The following is a 15,409-nucleotide window of genomic DNA, read 5'->3' on the forward strand; positions in this document are numbered from 1 at the left end:
GGGCTAGAGTAGCTAAAAGGTTTTGTCGAGGAAAAATCATGCCTACCATATACGATTATTCGGCGGTTTTAAATAACGGCCAAGAAGTTTCACTCAAAGACTATCAAGGAAAAGTGTTACTGATTGTTAATACAGCCAGCGCCTGTGGTTTCACCCCACAATACGAAGGGCTTGAGAAGCTGTATCAAGAGTTTTCTGGTCAAGGATTAGAAGTCCTAGCCTTCCCCTGTAACCAGTTTGGCAAGCAGGAGTCCGGCTCAGATGACGAAATCAAGAATTTCTGTGACTTGAATTTCAATATATCTTTTCCACTGTTCCAAAAAGTTGACGTTAATGGTGATAAGGCTCACCCGCTCTACCAACATTTAAAAAAAGAAGCGACAGGCCTATTAGGTTCACAGAAAATCAAGTGGAATTTCACAAAGTTCTTAGTCGATAAAGACGGCAAAGTCATCGAGCGCTATGGCTCAATAACCAAACCTGAGAATCTAAAAGAAGACATAAGGAAACTGCTTTAATGCCTAGTTTAAAAGATAAAGTTATTATCATTACTGGCGCCAGTCGTGGCATTGGTCGTGCTATGGCGCTGAGATTCGCCGAAGAAGGCGCCACCATCGTTATCGCCGCTAAATCTGATAAACCACACCCAAAACTTCCAGGTACGATTCATACAGTAGCTGAAGAAGTCGAGAAGGCTGGCGGTAAAGCGATTGCAGTGGCGCTAGACGTGCGCAAGGAGTTGCAAATTAAAAAGCTGTGTGACCAAATTGGTGAAAAGTTTGGCCGCATTGATGCTGTCGTAAACAACGCTGGCGCCATTAGCCTAACCACTGTCGAAGATACTTCGCCAAAGCGTTATGATCTTATGCAACAGGTCAACTCACGCGCAGTTTACTGTTTCGGGCACTATGCCCTGCCCTATCTAAAGAAGTCGGAAAACCCACACATTCTAAACCTATCGCCACCTGTAAACCTGAAGGAAGAATGGTTAAAAGATTATAGTCCTTATACTTTGTCTAAGTACGGCATGAGTATATTGAGTAAAGGTATGGCGGCTGAGTTTAAACAATACGGCGTTGCAGTAAACACTCTATGGCCTAAAACATATATTGCGACAGCGGCCATCGAGTTTGCGGTAGGTAATAAAGAAACCCTTAACTACGCGCGCAAACCTGAGATTATGGCGGATGCGGCTAAAGTTATTCTGACCCACCCGAGTAATAATTACACCGGCTTGTGGTTGATTGATGAAGAGGTCTTAAAAGCCGCTAAAGTTTCTGACTTTACACAATATGCATACAACCCTGATTATGAGGGAAAAATAAAGAAAGACCTTTTTTTAGATTAATTGGCAATTAGTACACTGATTAAAAGTATCACTTAAAAAGCTGCATGAAAAACTGAGCTATTTCATCGTAAAAAAGTAATGCAGCAATTACTGCAGCAATAAGAACAACAACGCCAAAACGACTTCCTGAAGCTCGCTCTACGACTACATCATTCTCATAACCTAGAGTTACAGGCTCATCTACGTAGGGTAAATCAGGGAGCTCGGCACCCAGGTTTTCGTCCTCCCTTTTCGGCAAAGCACTGCTTGATAAACTTTCAGTCACTTCTTTTATCGAACGAACATCGAGGGAATCAGCGGTCAAGGTGATATGGCTAATTTTATCACTAGCGCGATCTTGACCAACTTCTATCAAAACATCGTCTTTACGCCAACAGTAGCTACCTTTTTGTTTTAAGTATTGATAGTCCTTACCAAAAACCTCTATCGCTTTATAAATAGTGTCACTTAGCCGAAGAGTACCTTCTACGTTCCCAATTTTTTCATTAACTTCTGTAGAGTGATTAACTAATGAGAGGTTACTTACTATAAAGTCGTCAGCTTGGTTGGTCACCGATGATTTAGGCGATAGCTTCTTAATAAACTCCAACTCAATCACCGAGTCAAAGAGCTCTAAGCTCGCTTCGGTAACGCCTTGTCCTTCATAGGAAATAACATCGTTCCAACTCGCGTTAAATCTTTGAAAAAATCGTTGTACCTCTGAGCTGTCGGCCGAACGGCCAATTATTGATAAATAGTCCTGTGATAAATAATCTTGTGACATAAAAACTGTGTCGAATCCTTGTGTTGACTTTGTATTAATATTCCAGCTTATTCTGTTTCGGCTATTGCAAAAGCCACAGCAGCATCTCGTTCGTCACTAATGCTTAAGTGGACTCTAGTTATTTTATTATTTTGCGCCCACTCTTCGGCCTTGCCCTGCAAGACCACTTCTGGCTTGCCAAGCTGGTTACTGACAATGGAAAGTTGCTTGAAATCAATGCCTTCGCGCATGCCTGTTCCTAGCGCTTTACTGATGGCTTCTTTTGCCGCAAACCGTTTGGCAAGATAAGTGGGTTTGTTTTTTTTGGTTACGTAGGCTTCCAACTCATCAGCCGACAAAATTCGCTCAGCAAACTTATCGCCATGACGTTGGTAGGAGCGCTCAACGCGCTCCAGCTTTACGATGTCGGTGCCTACACCAAATATGGCCATTGACGCGCTTCAACCATTAACTTTTTCATTTCAGAGACCGCTTGATCAAGACCACTAAATACCGCTCGCCCTATAATCGCGTGCCCTATATTAAGCTCTACAATTTCTTTGATAGCAGCGATAGGTTGTACGTTATGATACTGCAATCCATGCCCAGCATTGACTTGAATACCCTGTCCAACAGCATGAGAAACGGCTCGTTGGATTTTTACTAACTCGACTTCACGCTCATGATCATTTTTTGCATCAGCATAATGCCCAGTGTGTAGCTCAATTAAAGGTGCGCAAGTTCGGGCTGCTGCATCAATCTGCTCTTCATCTGTGTCGATAAAAAGCGAGACTTGAATTCCGGCATCCGCCATACGCAGACAGGCTTCTTTAATTTTACTTTCTTGACCTTTAACGTCTAGCCCACCTTCGGTGGTTAACTCTTCACGCTTCTCTGGCACTAAACAGACATAGGCTGGCTTGGTCTTTTCGGCAATCGATAACATTTCATCGGTTACAGCCATTTCTAAATTCATGCGTGTTTGGATCGTTCTAGCGAGAATCTCAACATCACGATCTGTAATGTGGCGACGGTCTTCTCTTAGGTGTACCGTAATTCCGTCAGCACCATTTTGCTCGGCGATAAATGCCGCTTGCACCGGATCTGGATAGTCGGTACCGCGAGCATTTCTCACTGTAGCAACGTGATCGATGTTTACACCTAAAAGTATGGGGTTTTTCATAAAAATTTCCGTACAGAATCAATTAATTAAAGGTTATGCAACCTATGATTGAATAGCAAGTGTTTGTTGTAAAAGCTTACGGCTATTCAGCTCCTTATAGCCTACCAAAGGATCGATCAAAGTTCGACACACCTTGCGAGCTAAGGCCAAGCTACCGGTTTGCTGCCAATCATGCTCAGCGATAGCAATAATGTGCTTGCCTTGTGTTTTTAGAGAGCCTTTTGGCGCTTGAGGCAGCAGAACAAAACCCTTCTGGGGTATAAAACCGTAATCAAGTTCAGGTTCTATCATTTCCCCTTGGATATCGCACTGCCAGTCTATGCCGTAACCCAGCTCCTCAATTAAAGCGAGTTCAAACTCACGCAGCACAATTGACGGGGTTTCTTGTTGGCTGAGGCGCAATAAAGCGGATTGATAACTGTGATAAATATCTGGGTGGGGGTCCCATTGAATTAGTAGTTTAAGCATCAGCTCATTCATATATAAACCTGACAGGCTTGGAATCCCTAATAACGGATAACTTTGCGAGCTCGCTTCGAAATCTTTTAAGGTTTTTAAGTCACTGCGTCCAACCCAACTTACGACAAGGGGCTGAAACGGCTGTAATAAAGCTCTTTTATGGTTTTTCTTGTTACCACGAACACCACGAGCTAATACATTGCATCGCCCGTGGTCTAAGGTAAATAACTCTAAAATGAGGCTAGTTTCTTTGAAAGGACGCGCATGTAATACAAATGACTGTGTTAGCTCAACATTGTTCATCGATGATCGTCGTAGCCTAAAGATTTTAGCGCACGCTCATCATCAGCCCAGCCGTCTTTAACTTTAACCCAAAGTTCTAAGAAGACTTTAGCATCGAACAGCTCTTCCATCTCAAGACGAGCATCACGCCCAATCTGTTTTAGGCGCTGGCCTTGCTTGCCGATAATAATAGCTTTTTGACCAGAACGTTCGACTAATATCAAACCATTAATATGAAGTACACCATTGTCTTTAAACTTAAACTGTTCAATTTCGACCGTCGATGAGTATGGTATTTCTTCACCAAGGGAACGCATTAATTTTTCACGGATAAGCTCTGCCGCCATGAATCGTTCACTGCGATCGGTGATATAATCCTCAGGATAAAACAAATCGCCTTCAGGTAACCATTGCTTCAAGTTTTTAGTGAGCTCATCAAGATTCTGGCCTTTTAACGCAGAGCCCGGGAAGACTGCATCGAAATGACAAGCTTCCGTGATTTTTGCAATGTGGGGGAGTAACTCTTCCTTGTCTTCAACTTTATCTACTTTGTTGACGAATAAAACTTTCTTCCCTTTAGCTTGTTTGAGTTTCTCTAAGACCATCTCATCATCATCGGTCCATTGCAGACTATCAATCACAAATACCAACACGTCCACATCAACCATTGAACTTGATGCTGCTCGGTTCATATAGCGGTTAATGCTTCGAGCTTCTTTGCGGTGGATTCCTGGAGTATCGACAAACAAGATCTGCGCTTCATCATCAGTATAAATCCCTAACACACGATGCCGCGTGGTTTGAGGCTTCCGTGATGTGATACTGACCTTTTGCCCAAGGATATGATTCATCAAGGTGGATTTACCCACGTTTGGTCGGCCTAATACCGCAACGTAACCACAACGAAAAGAATCTTGCTGTTTAGAATGTTCTGTCATGTTTATCAACTTAAGACACTAAAGCCTTTTGTAATTCAGTGAATGCTTTTTCGGCCGCTAATTGCTCAGCGTTGCGGCGACTACTGCCAGTTCCTTGGGTTTTTATCTTTTGTTCAGCGATGACGCAAGCCACTTCAAAGGTTTGCTTATGAGCCTCGCCCGTTACCGTTATAAGATCGTATATAGGCAAGGGGAAGCCACGAGATTGTAATAACTCTTGAAGCCTAGTCTTAGCATCTTTTTTAACCTCTTCAGGATTAAGCTGGGTCAAGCGTTCACCATAGAGCTTCAGAATTAACCGGCTTGTTGTTTCAAAGCCTGAATCTAAATAGACCGCTCCGATTACCGCTTCGAAACCATCAGCAAGAATAGAAGCACGCCTAAAGCCGCCGCTTTTTAGCTCACCTTCTCCAAGGCGAATATAATCACCCAGGTCAATTTCTTTAGCGATAACAGCTAGTGTTTTTCCTTTTACTAGACTGGAGCGCATTCGGGTGAGCTGGCCTTCATTTACCTTAGGAAATTGTTCAAAAAGTGCTTTTGCGATAACCATGCCAAGAACCGCATCGCCTAGAAATTCTAACCTTTCATTGTGGCGATTAGAAGCGCTGCGGTGAGTTAGAGCTCTTTGGATTAACTTTTGGTCTGAAAACTCATAGCCAAGATGGCGACAAAACCGTTCGATTTGCTGTTGCTGATGACTCATCTTGGCCTTTTAGATATGGGTAGATTAATTAAGGGGTTCTTCGTGCTTGAATTCTAATAAAGCACTAATATTGCCAAATAATGCTATGCGGTTTTCGTACTCAATGTACAACGCTTTACCACCAGTAACATCTTTAATTTCTACATCATCAGTCTCAACGATATCAATACTGTTAACGCTAAAACGACCTGAGATATAGCGCTTTAAATCAGATTTACTGGTGCTTGAATCACTTTCTTCAGCCACTGACTTTAGCGAACTTTTGATACTAAAATATTCCATGTAAGCAGGGACTAACTTAATAGCTAAATACATAAAAAAGAGAACTATTGCCATGATAATCAACCAGCCGGCAGCAGTCATGCCACCTTGGTATTGCTTGTTGAGATATGTTCGGCTCATTCTTTTATTACTTAAATTACTTTGAGTAGTCATAGACCCCGCTCTCCTTAAACGTAAACTTGTATTCTTAATCAAGAACTTAGGATTATTTTATTGCTCCCGCTCTACTAAAGGATATACCTTTTGGTAGATGTTTGCCAAATAAAACTGGCTCATCAGTAAAAGTTAAGAAAATCCACTTATAAGCCGCTTTACCAATTATACCTTCTTCGTGCACAAAGCCCCATTCACGAGAGTCTGCACTACCATCACGATTATCACCCATCACAAAGTATTTTCCCGCGGGTACTACTTCTGTCCAACGAGCATTAAGGCTGTTGCCGCCAACTCTTTGTACAGAGTTGTCTAAATAAATTAGCGGATGCTGGTTATCATTGATGGTTTCTTTATATGTATTAAAGAGCTCACCTCTAGGCACCAAGTCTTCGACCTCATCCGACACAAACTCGGACTTAATCGTCATCGGCTCACAGCTTCCACCACCAATATCATCACCATTTTGACATTGTGGAATGATGGTTAAAGTTCCACGATCCCACTCCAGACGATCTCCAGGAACACCAACTAGGCGTTTGATATAGGCTTGCTGTGGTTCATGGGGTGGGTGAAACACCACAACGTCGCCACGCTGAGGATCCGCTACATCAATAATCTTAGTATTGAAAGCAGGCAGACGAACACCATAAGCAAATTTATTGACCAGAATAAAGTCACCGTCATAAAGACCTGGATTCATACTGCCCGAGGGAATTCTATACGGCTCAAAAAGAAAAGAGCGTAATACCAAGACGGCAAAGATAATAGGAAAGAAGGAGCGACAAACATCAATAAACGCAGGATATTTCTCGCGTCCCTTTTCATCATATTCGACACCACCGGCTTCTATGCGTTTTTTCTGCCACCAAAACTTATCGAGCAAAGTCACCACGCCAGTAATTAGCGCAGCAAGCCCTAAATAAAACCCAAAATCGTAATAAATTGTTGGCATTACTTGTCCTTACCTACGTTTAATACAGCAAGGAACGCTTCCTGTGGAATTTCAACTTTACCCACTTGCTTCATGCGCTTCTTACCCGCTTTTTGTTTTTCTAACAGCTTACGTTTTCGCGACACGTCACCACCATAACACTTGGCCAGTACGTTTTTACGTAACGCTTTAACCGTTGAGCGCGCTATAACATGGTTGCCAATCGCCGCTTGTATCGCCACTTCGAACATCTGGCGAGGAATGATCTCTTTCATCGCTTCAACCAGCTCTCTACCACGATATGTCGCTTGTTCTTTATGGACAATTAAGGCCAATGCGTCGACTCGGTCACCGTTAATCAAAATATCTAAACGAACGAGTTCATCCTGCTGGTAACGCTTAAAGTTGTAATCTAAAGAGGCATAACCACGGCTAACCGATTTTAGTCTATCGAAGAAATCGAGCACCACTTCGTTCATCGGCATTTCATACGTCAAAGCGACCTGCGTCCCCGCATATTGCATCTTAGTTTGGACGCCACGCTTTTCTACACACAACGTGATCACTGAGCCTAAATGCTCCTGTGGCACAAGAATATTTGCTTCACAGATTGGCTCACGAATTTCTGCAATGTTAGAAACTGGCGGTAATTTTGAAGGGTTATCCACGTAAATCACTTCATCATCAGTGGTTACGACTTCATAAATTACTGTTGGCGCAGTGGTAATCAGGTCAAGATTGTATTCACGCTCTAGACGCTCTTGGATAATCTCCATGTGGAGCATCCCTAAGAAGCCACAACGGAAACCAAAGCCCAATGCCGTCGAGTTTTCTGGCTCGAAGAATAAAGAGGCATCGTTTAAACTTAGTTTAGATAAGGCATCACGGAAAGATTCATAGTCATCCGAACTCACCGGGAAAAGTCCAGCATAGACCTGAGGCGTCACTTTTTGGAAACCTGGTAAAGGGTCTTTAGACGGATCTTTTGCTAATGTGATGGTATCACCTACGGGTGCGCCCTGAATATCCTTAATACCGGCAATGACGAAACCCACTTCGCCAGCTCGCAAAACGTCAGTGTCATAGCGCTTAGGGGTAAAAATGCCCACATGATCCACTAGGTGTGATTTACCCGTGGTCATAATTTGCATTTTATCGCCCTTTCTAATGGTTCCTTGCATAACACGAACCAGCGAGACAACACCTAAATAGTTATCAAACCACGAATCAACAATCAAAGCTTGGAGCGGCGCATCAGGGTCACCAGAAGCTGGCGGGATATCACGCACAATTGCCTCTAAAAGTTCATCGATACCAACACCGGTTTTAGCACTACACTGAACCGCATCCAATGCTTCTATCCCAACAATGTCCTCGATTTCCTGCATTACTCGCAAAGGATCGGCCGCTGGTAAATCAATTTTATTCAACACCGGAACAACTTCTAAATCTTGTTCGATAGCGGTATAGCAGTTAGCCAGTGTCTGAGCTTCAACTCCTTGGGCGGCATCAACCACTAACAAAGCACCTTCACACGCCGCCAAAGAGCGCGAAACTTCATACGAGAAGTCAACGTGACCAGGGGTGTCAATAAAGTTCAGCTGGTAAGTATGGCCATCTTTAGCTTCATAGTTCAGCGTCACACTCTGAGCTTTAATGGTAATACCACGCTCACGCTCTAGATCCATCGAATCCAAAACCTGCTCGGCCATTTCACGCTCAGTAAGGCCTCCACATTGCTGAATTAAACGATCTGACAAAGTTGACTTGCCATGATCGATATGAGCAATGATAGAAAAGTTACGAATATAATCGGTATATGCCATATATGTTCCGCTAAAACCTTCTTGTTTTATTAACGCTTAAGCGCCTAACCATTTGAATTTGAAGAGTTTATTATTATTTCTTCTGCAAAATCACGATTAAGTGTTAATTGATAAGTGACTGTTTTGAATTTAATTTAAAAGTAAGCGGCCTATTTTAGCTAAATTCATAGAAAAGGCCAGTTAAGTTGGACTTAAGCTGGCCTTGCTAACGTCTAAATGAGTAACAACTTACTTCAGTTCTATAACAAGGAAGTCGCTACCGACGCCTTGGCGCACAATCAATACCGCAACCTTGCCTTCTTTAGGGAGAGAAGTAACCGCTTTTTGGAAGTCTTCTGGGCTTCTAATTGCCGTGCGATGTAGTTTCTGAATAATATCGCCCTGACGTAGACCCGCTCTTGCCGCAGGGCTATCACGCTCAACATCTCGAATAATGACACCTTGCTCGATCCCCGTCGCTTCTTTTAAATCTGGAGTCAGTGCTGAAACCGCTATTCCAAGCTCTTGCTTACCGGTATTCGAGGCTACCGTAAACTGACCATTGGCGTCGCTTAAAGTCACTTCAATAGTTTCTTCATCGCCATTACGAACGATGGTAAGTTCCACCTCTTCACCAGCGGGCATTTGACCAATGTAAAACGGTAGGTCTTGCGCTTTACGCACTGGCTTACCATCCACCTCAATCACTACATCGCCAACCTTGATACCTGCTTTATCGGCAGCCATATTCGGCATTACTCGGGTAACTAAAGCACCGCCAACGCTATCCAAGCCAAAGGCATCTGCTTTATCCTGATCAATCGGGCCAAACGTAACACCTAAGAAACCACGATTGACCTTGCCATCTTTTAATAACTGCTGACGGACGTTATCCGCGAGATCGATTGGAATAGAAAAAGATAAGCCGCTACTAATCATCGGGTTAAAAATCATCGAGTTAATCCCCACGACTTCGCCGTCTAGATTAATCAAAGGGCCGCCGGAGTTTCCGCGGTTAATGGCCACGTCAGTTTGGATGAAAGGCACATATTGCGATCCTACTTCGCCACGCCCCTTGGCGCTTACGATACCAGCCGTCACCGTATGCTCTAAATTAAATGGCGCTCCAAAAGCCAACACCCACTGCCCCACTTTTAAGTCTTTGGTAGTGCCTACTTCAAGCGCTTCGAGCTCTAAATCGCCTGAATCAATTTTCAACAATGCTACGTCAGTATTAGCGTCACTACCAACTACCTCAGCTTTAAATTCACGTCCGTTATAGAGCTTTACAATAGGCGTTTCTGCGCCGTCGATGACATGGTGGTTTGTCAGAATGTAACCTTTATCATCAACAATAAAGCCAGAACCACCGCCACGGCCGACGACTCGCCCCCAGCGCTTAACTTCGACTTTTATGCTTACTACGCTTGGCTGAACCTTTTCAACCAACTTAGTAAAATCAGGGAATGAATTTGCTTCTGCGCAGCCCGATAATACCACCAGCCACGTCACTAGAGTTATTGATAAGAAACGTTTCAACATGTTATGCCTTCTCCGCAAAATTTTGTTTTAACCATAAGTTTTATAACTTATTGAAAGTAGATACCTTGTTAGAGAATATCTTACTGAGACAGTTCCCGTAGCTTCGCCCGCATTTAGTCAGGTGATGTTACGACTTGTGTCACTTCAATAGGTCTCTTTACAATTTTCAACAAAATAGGTTCCATTTTGTGTTGCTGTGCTTTGCGACGAGAAAACCAGCTAACTCCAGCAAAACCAACGAGTAAGCCTACGAAGGCAGTTAAAATGGAGCCTAACTCAGAAAGGTTAGGTAGGGCTAAAGAAGATAATAGTAGCGCCAACATTAGACAAAACAAAGGTAGTAAATACACAACCAAAGATGCTTTCAGCACTAAATCTTCAGGAATACCCACTTCTACCTCATCATTAATATGGGCATTCAGGGTATTTTTTAAAGGTGTAACATAAACTTTGTGGGAGAAAGCCTTGTTCACGATGCCACTGCCGCAGGTTGAGCTGACCTTACAGCTCGAGCAGCCGGTTTTCGATTGAGTTTGAACCCAAACCGTACCGTCTTCCGCTGCTATAACTTGCCCAGTCTCTGTAAACATCGTAGTTAAAAACCTTATTGTAGGATTTAGGCCATAAAAAAACCCATCATTCGATGGGCTATTCTAACGTATCACTGAAGATTTACCTACGCTCAGAGGGCAAATTCAATTCGCAAGCTACTTCAACGACGGTGATTACTTATTGCTATTGTTATCCACTTTACCCTGTTCATCTTGTTGTGAGGTTTTTAATTCTTCTTCCACACGCATCGGAACTTGAACTGGGATGACTTTTTGATTACTCACCACACGAACAGTAGGCAAACTACTCATACCGGTGATTTGGCGAGTTAACGCTTCATGCTTTAAAAACATATCGTGCATTGTTTGTAGCTCCTGACGATCGACATTCGAAGCAATCACTTCAAGAGCACCATCAGTCGCTTGAATCGTTGTATTGCTAGCCGCCGCCAACTGCTGAGACGATTGGTTTACGCCTGGTTGCGTATTAGAGACGCTAAATAAAGCAACAATAGCAACCGACGCTGCGATAGCGAAACCGCCTGCTTGCTTCCAAATTCGGTTCGGGAATGGAATCACATTGCTGGTCGATGATTGCTCGTCTGTGTCTTTACTGTAGATCTCTTCAGAAGCTATGGCTGAACTGACTTTTGAGGAAATATCCATCTCGACAGGCTTGACTTCGTTGCGCATGACTTGGCCGATTAATTGATAACGCGACCAAACAGCCATCGACTCGCTACCCTGCTCTAGGCTTTCTTGTTGGTCATCGCTTCCAACGCGACCATCCACCCAGGCAGACAAAATCTCTTTATCCAAACGCTTTGTATCGCTCATTACCAATTACCTTTTACCTTTATCATGCTTTAGCACCTATCAACTATATTTGGGCTTTCTCATAAATCTAGCCCAAATATTAAGGGAAACCAAAGCCACGCAAACCATAGAATGTAATACTTTTAGGCATTACTTATGCAAACTTGCTTTAACCTTCTTATACCAATTGACTGGGGTTGCTGTAAAAAGTTCACACTTTTTGTAAAAAAGTTTGTCTGTTCAGCGAATTTTCAGCCAACCTTATACATGTAACTGTGTTCTCAGCGAATCTTAGGATCGCCACCCCTGCTCCAATAATGGCGCAATTTTTTGATCGATGGCATCACGAGCTCTGAAAATGCGCGACCTGACAGTGCCCACAGGGCAGTCCATCGAGTCGGCAATTTCCTCATAACTCAATCCCTCAATCTCTCGCAACAGTATAGCTGTGCGTAAATCTTCAGGTAACTCATCGATGGTTTTAAAAATCATTTCTTTGATTTCATCGCGAAACATTAAGCGCTCAGGGCTTCCAGTATCGCGCAGAGCATCACCACCGTCATACTGCTCGGCATCGCTAGAATCAATATCGCTGCCTGGCGGTCTACGCCCCTGCGAGACTAAAAAGTTTTTCGCCGTATTTATCGCTATTCGGTAAAGCCAAGTGTAAAACGCGCTATCACCACGAAAGTTTGGCAAAGCGCGGTAGGCCTTAATAAAAGCTTCCTGCGATATGTCCATAACTTCGTCTTTGTCTCGCACAAATCGTGAAATTAGGTTCATAATCCGTTGCTGGTATTTCACCACCAGCATATCGAAAGCTTTCTTGTCGCCTTTTTGGACTCGCTTTACTAGCTCTGAATCAACATCAGCCTCAGACATGGTGTCCTCTACTTAGCTGTCCACTTCTCATCGAGTATTCCCGTTATTGTTGTATTTGCAGGGCAAATAAGATCTATTTATAGTTTTTCAATGCTTTTTACAGCCACTTATTCGCTAGAAAAAACTAACTGATAATAAGCGACTGTGGTAAAGTCCGCATTAGATTAGGTGCGGTTAAACCTTCGTAAAAACACCACTGAGTGTATAAAGTATCAGTACCTGTGTTTTTATGAAAGCTTATCGTCCAGATATATTTTGCTTGGAAAACACTTTCCTTTCCACCCGCTCGTAGAAAAGAAAGACCCAGTTAACATAAGAAAAGTTCCATCACGGTATAAATTTTCATGTCTAAGACTCATCAAGATCTCATACATTCCACTGATGTTTTGGTCATTGGTAGCGGCGCAGCAGGACTTTCAGTGGCACTACGCTTAGCCCACAAAGGCAAAGTTACCGTGCTCAGCAAAGCTGAAGTTACCGAAGGCTCTACCTTCTACGCCCAAGGTGGCATCGCTGCGGTACTTGATGAAAGCGATTCTATTGATTCGCACGTCGAAGACACTCTAATCGCGGGCGCCGGCTTATGCCATGAAGACGCGGTTCGCTTCACGGTCGAGCACTCGCGCGAAGCTATCGAGTGGTTAATCGAGCGTGGCGTCGCTTTTAGTAAAGAGGATGAGCATTATCACCTAACCCGCGAAGGTGGTCATAGTAAGCGTCGCATTATCCATTCTGACGACGCAACTGGTAAAGCCGTGTCGACAACCCTTGTCGCCGCTGTTCAAGCAGAGCCAAACATAAATATTCTGGAAAATTATATCGCGGTGGATTTAATCACTGGTGATAAACTCGGTTTACCAGATAAACGCTGTCATGGCGCTTACGTTTTAAACCTTAAAGAAGATCGCGTCGAAACTATTCAAGCTAGATTTGTGGTTCTAGCCACAGGTGGCGCCAGTAAAGTCTATCTTTATACTTCCAATCCGGATGTCGCTAGTGGCGACGGCATAGCGATGGCATGGCGCGCTGGCTGTAGTGTGGCAAATTTAGAGTTTAACCAATTTCACCCTACTTGCCTTTACCACCCCCAAGCTCGAAGCTTTCTCATTACAGAAGCACTGCGCGGTGAAGGTGCCATCTTACGTCGGCCTAACGGCGAACGTTTTATGCCGGAGTATGACGAGCGAGCAGAGTTAGCCCCTCGTGACGTTGTCGCTCGAACCATTGACCACGAAGTCAAAAAGTATGGCTTCGAGTGCGTCTATTTAGATATTGCTCATAAAGAGCCCGAATTTATCAAAAGCCATTTCCCAACTATTCATAAGCGATGCTTGGAGTTTGGGATTGATATCACAATGGATCCAATTCCAGTTGTGCCTGCAGCCCATTACACCTGTGGCGGTGTTCGCGTAGATACTAATAGTCGCACCGATATCGAGGGCTTGTACGCCGTTGGTGAGGTTGCATTCACTGGCTTACACGGCGCTAACCGTATGGCCAGCAATTCACTGCTTGAGTGTTTAGTTTATGCTCAGTCGGCCGCTCAGGACATCGAAGATTCATGGGATAACACGAACATTCCTGCTAAGTTACCACCTTGGGACGAGAGCCAAGTTACCGATTCAGACGAAGAGATAGTGTTGACTCACAACTGGCACGAACTGCGCCAGTTGATGTGGGATTATGTTGGCATTGTTCGCACCGATAAGCGCCTACAGCGAGCTCTAAGACGTATTGAATTATTACAGCAAGAGATCCATGAATACTACTCCAATTTCAAAGTTAGTAATGACCTCATCGAACTCAGGAACTTAGTGTTAGTGGCAGAGCTGATTGTGAAATGTGCGATGCAACGAAAAGAAAGTCGTGGATTGCACTCTACGCTAGATTACCCGCAACTTGCCGATAAAGCCGTTGACTCGGTGTTAACGCCAACGGACTCTTAACAGTTTAACCCTTAACCTGCCTTATAAAACTTCAAAGTTCGCGATAAGTTCCGAAATTCAGATTCTTTCATCGAGTCGCGAAATAGAATGAGTTGCCGAATGTTTTGGGGCCTTGAGGGATCGAGCTCACGATACTTTAAGGTCACCCACAAAGGCCAAGCAACCGTATCTTTTTTAACCTCAATTGCTAGCTTGAGGTCTTTTTCGACAATAAACCACTGGCCTTCAAAAAACACCAGCTCGGTGACATGCTTATAAAGACGATTCAGCATCCTGAGCTGCCACAGGCCCAATAAAACAGTTACTGGTACACCAGTTAGCGCAATAATCCAACGCTCTTGGAGCCAACCCGCAACCACAAACAAAACAATAAAGGCAGACCACAAGATCATAAAGACCTGACGGCTAACCTTAGGCGTTTTAAGCACTATGCGTAAATTCATATAAGAGGCACTGGCAAGGGACTTTAGATTAGTGGTTATTTAATTTGCTTATCGACAAATTCTTTAATCGACGCCACCAACTCAGCGAATTCTGGCTTCGGAGTTTCAAATCCCATAATCCATGCATACAAATCAGGATCGGTCTCTTCTAAGAACTCCTGATAATGTTGAACATCACTATCGCTAAAATCTTTAGAATGTTGCTCAAGATACGGCAATAACACCACATCTAACTCCAGCATGCCCCGCCTACTTGCCCACTGAAGCTTCTTAAATTGTTGTTCGGTCACGTTATTACTCTATTGTCAGAACTCTCTTTGGCACAATTATAGCCTTATACTCAATGGTTTTGGAAATAGGACTGCAAAATCATTTGGTTTGCAGTAAAATCGGCTTC

General features: G+C 43.6%; 18 protein-coding genes. 3 read left to right on the top strand and 15 right to left on the bottom strand.

Annotation, left to right across the window (positions count from 1 at the left end; genetic code table 11):
• Window positions 1-38: 38 nt before the first annotated feature.
• On the top strand, window positions 39-518 hold the full coding sequence (locus ABD128_RS01880) for a glutathione peroxidase (RefSeq protein ID WP_343985686.1): 480 nt from the start codon (window positions 39-41) through the stop codon (window positions 516-518).
• Complete coding sequence (locus ABD128_RS01885) at window positions 518-1,348, top strand: SDR family oxidoreductase (RefSeq protein ID WP_343985689.1); 831 nt, start codon at window positions 518-520, stop codon at window positions 1,346-1,348. The genes ABD128_RS01880 and ABD128_RS01885 overlap by 1 nt, the downstream gene beginning before the upstream one ends.
• 28 nt (window positions 1,349-1,376) lie before the next feature.
• On the opposite strand, the gene ABD128_RS01890 is transcribed toward ABD128_RS01885, so the two are convergent.
• The 13 genes from ABD128_RS01890 to rpoE form a co-directional block, all read right to left on the bottom strand.
• A complete protein-coding gene (locus ABD128_RS01890) occupies window positions 1,377-2,111 on the bottom strand; it encodes a hypothetical protein (RefSeq protein WP_343985691.1) in 735 nt (244 codons plus the stop codon).
• A 47-nt stretch (window positions 2,112-2,158) separates the two neighbouring features.
• Window positions 2,159-2,542, bottom strand: coding sequence for a holo-ACP synthase (acpS, locus tag ABD128_RS01895; protein ID WP_343985694.1), 384 nt, complete (start codon window positions 2,540-2,542; stop codon window positions 2,159-2,161).
• On the bottom strand, window positions 2,524-3,273 hold the full coding sequence (gene pdxJ, locus ABD128_RS01900) for a pyridoxine 5'-phosphate synthase (protein WP_343985697.1): 750 nt from the start codon (window positions 3,271-3,273) through the stop codon (window positions 2,524-2,526). The genes acpS and pdxJ overlap by 19 nt, the downstream gene beginning before the upstream one ends.
• 42 nt (window positions 3,274-3,315) lie before the next feature.
• The gene (gene recO, locus ABD128_RS01905) at window positions 3,316-4,035 is read right to left on the bottom strand and encodes a DNA repair protein RecO (protein ID WP_343985703.1); all 720 of its coding nucleotides are present in this window, start codon (window positions 4,033-4,035) and stop codon (window positions 3,316-3,318) included.
• Window positions 4,032-4,952, bottom strand: coding sequence for a GTPase Era (gene era / locus ABD128_RS01910; RefSeq protein ID WP_343985706.1), 921 nt, complete (start codon window positions 4,950-4,952; stop codon window positions 4,032-4,034). The genes recO and era overlap by 4 nt, the downstream gene beginning before the upstream one ends.
• 10 nt (window positions 4,953-4,962) lie before the next feature.
• Window positions 4,963-5,658, bottom strand: a complete 696-nt coding sequence (rnc, locus tag ABD128_RS01915) for a ribonuclease III (protein ID WP_343985709.1) — start codon at window positions 5,656-5,658, stop codon at window positions 4,963-4,965.
• 24 nt (window positions 5,659-5,682) lie between these two features.
• The gene (locus ABD128_RS01920; RefSeq protein WP_343985712.1) at window positions 5,683-6,060 is read right to left on the bottom strand and encodes a DUF4845 domain-containing protein; all 378 of its coding nucleotides are present in this window, start codon (window positions 6,058-6,060) and stop codon (window positions 5,683-5,685) included.
• 85 nt (window positions 6,061-6,145) lie between these two features.
• A complete protein-coding gene (gene lepB, locus ABD128_RS01925) occupies window positions 6,146-7,048 on the bottom strand; it encodes a signal peptidase I (protein ID WP_343985714.1) in 903 nt (300 codons plus the stop codon).
• On the bottom strand, window positions 7,048-8,853 hold the full coding sequence (lepA, locus tag ABD128_RS01930) for a translation elongation factor 4 (RefSeq protein WP_343985717.1): 1,806 nt from the start codon (window positions 8,851-8,853) through the stop codon (window positions 7,048-7,050). Before lepA ends, lepB begins: the two co-directional genes overlap by 1 nt.
• Before the next feature lie 228 nt (window positions 8,854-9,081).
• Window positions 9,082-10,374, bottom strand: a complete 1,293-nt coding sequence (locus ABD128_RS01935) for a Do family serine endopeptidase (protein ID WP_343985720.1) — start codon at window positions 10,372-10,374, stop codon at window positions 9,082-9,084.
• Between the two features lie 113 nt (window positions 10,375-10,487).
• Entirely contained in the window at window positions 10,488-10,964 is a 477-nt protein-coding gene (locus ABD128_RS01940; protein WP_343985723.1) for a SoxR reducing system RseC family protein, read from the bottom strand.
• Between the two features lie 135 nt (window positions 10,965-11,099).
• Complete coding sequence (locus ABD128_RS01945; protein ID WP_343985726.1) at window positions 11,100-11,762, bottom strand: RseA family anti-sigma factor; 663 nt, start codon at window positions 11,760-11,762, stop codon at window positions 11,100-11,102.
• Window positions 11,763-12,032: 270 nt separating this feature from the next.
• A complete protein-coding gene (rpoE, locus tag ABD128_RS01950; protein WP_110201047.1) occupies window positions 12,033-12,623 on the bottom strand; it encodes an RNA polymerase sigma factor RpoE in 591 nt (196 codons plus the stop codon).
• A 344-nt stretch (window positions 12,624-12,967) separates the two neighbouring features.
• Here rpoE and nadB point away from each other — a divergent pair, with 344 nt between their 5' ends.
• Window positions 12,968-14,569, top strand: a complete 1,602-nt coding sequence (gene nadB, locus ABD128_RS01955) for an L-aspartate oxidase (protein ID WP_343985729.1) — start codon at window positions 12,968-12,970, stop codon at window positions 14,567-14,569.
• 11 nt (window positions 14,570-14,580) lie between these two features.
• Here the strand turns inward: nadB and ABD128_RS01960 are convergent, their stop codons facing one another.
• Both ABD128_RS01960 and ABD128_RS01965 read right to left on the bottom strand, forming a co-directional pair.
• A complete protein-coding gene (locus tag ABD128_RS01960) occupies window positions 14,581-15,012 on the bottom strand; it encodes a protein YgfX (RefSeq protein WP_343985732.1) in 432 nt (143 codons plus the stop codon).
• Window positions 15,013-15,047: 35 nt separating this feature from the next.
• Window positions 15,048-15,302: an FAD assembly factor SdhE gene (locus ABD128_RS01965; RefSeq protein WP_343985734.1), complete on the bottom strand. Its 255-nt coding sequence runs from the start codon at window positions 15,300-15,302 to the stop codon at window positions 15,048-15,050.
• Between the last annotated feature and the right edge of the window lie 107 nt (window positions 15,303-15,409).

It is taken from the genome of Kangiella japonica (assembly GCF_039523535.1).
GTDB lineage: Bacteria > Pseudomonadota > Gammaproteobacteria > Enterobacterales > Kangiellaceae > Kangiella > Kangiella japonica.

Bases quoted from the DNA above. Each gene is read 5' to 3' on its own strand.
- ABD128_RS01880 (WP_343985686.1), top strand. From the start codon at position 39: ATGCCTACCATATACGATTATTCGGCGGTTTTAAATAACGGCCAAGAA.
- ABD128_RS01885 (WP_343985689.1), top strand. From the start codon at position 518: ATGCCTAGTTTAAAAGATAAAGTTATTATCATTACTGGCGCCAGTCGT.
- ABD128_RS01890 (WP_343985691.1), bottom strand. From the start codon at position 2,111: ATGTCACAAGATTATTTATCACAGGACTATTTATCAATAATTGGCCGT.
- acpS (WP_343985694.1), bottom strand. From the start codon at position 2,542: ATGGCCATATTTGGTGTAGGCACCGACATCGTAAAGCTGGAGCGCGTT.
- pdxJ (WP_343985697.1), bottom strand. From the start codon at position 3,273: ATGAAAAACCCCATACTTTTAGGTGTAAACATCGATCACGTTGCTACA.
- recO (WP_343985703.1), bottom strand. From the start codon at position 4,035: ATGAACAATGTTGAGCTAACACAGTCATTTGTATTACATGCGCGTCCT.
- era (WP_343985706.1), bottom strand. From the start codon at position 4,952: ATGACAGAACATTCTAAACAGCAAGATTCTTTTCGTTGTGGTTACGTT.
- rnc (WP_343985709.1), bottom strand. From the start codon at position 5,658: ATGAGTCATCAGCAACAGCAAATCGAACGGTTTTGTCGCCATCTTGGC.
- ABD128_RS01920 (WP_343985712.1), bottom strand. From the start codon at position 6,060: ATGAGCCGAACATATCTCAACAAGCAATACCAAGGTGGCATGACTGCT.
- lepB (WP_343985714.1), bottom strand. From the start codon at position 7,048: ATGCCAACAATTTATTACGATTTTGGGTTTTATTTAGGGCTTGCTGCG.
- lepA (WP_343985717.1), bottom strand. From the start codon at position 8,853: ATGGCATATACCGATTATATTCGTAACTTTTCTATCATTGCTCATATC.
- ABD128_RS01935 (WP_343985720.1), bottom strand. From the start codon at position 10,374: ATGTTGAAACGTTTCTTATCAATAACTCTAGTGACGTGGCTGGTGGTA.
- ABD128_RS01940 (WP_343985723.1), bottom strand. From the start codon at position 10,964: ATGTTTACAGAGACTGGGCAAGTTATAGCAGCGGAAGACGGTACGGTT.
- ABD128_RS01945 (WP_343985726.1), bottom strand. From the start codon at position 11,762: ATGAGCGATACAAAGCGTTTGGATAAAGAGATTTTGTCTGCCTGGGTG.
- rpoE (WP_110201047.1), bottom strand. From the start codon at position 12,623: ATGTCTGAGGCTGATGTTGATTCAGAGCTAGTAAAGCGAGTCCAAAAA.
- nadB (WP_343985729.1), top strand. From the start codon at position 12,968: ATGTCTAAGACTCATCAAGATCTCATACATTCCACTGATGTTTTGGTC.
- ABD128_RS01960 (WP_343985732.1), bottom strand. From the start codon at position 15,012: ATGAATTTACGCATAGTGCTTAAAACGCCTAAGGTTAGCCGTCAGGTC.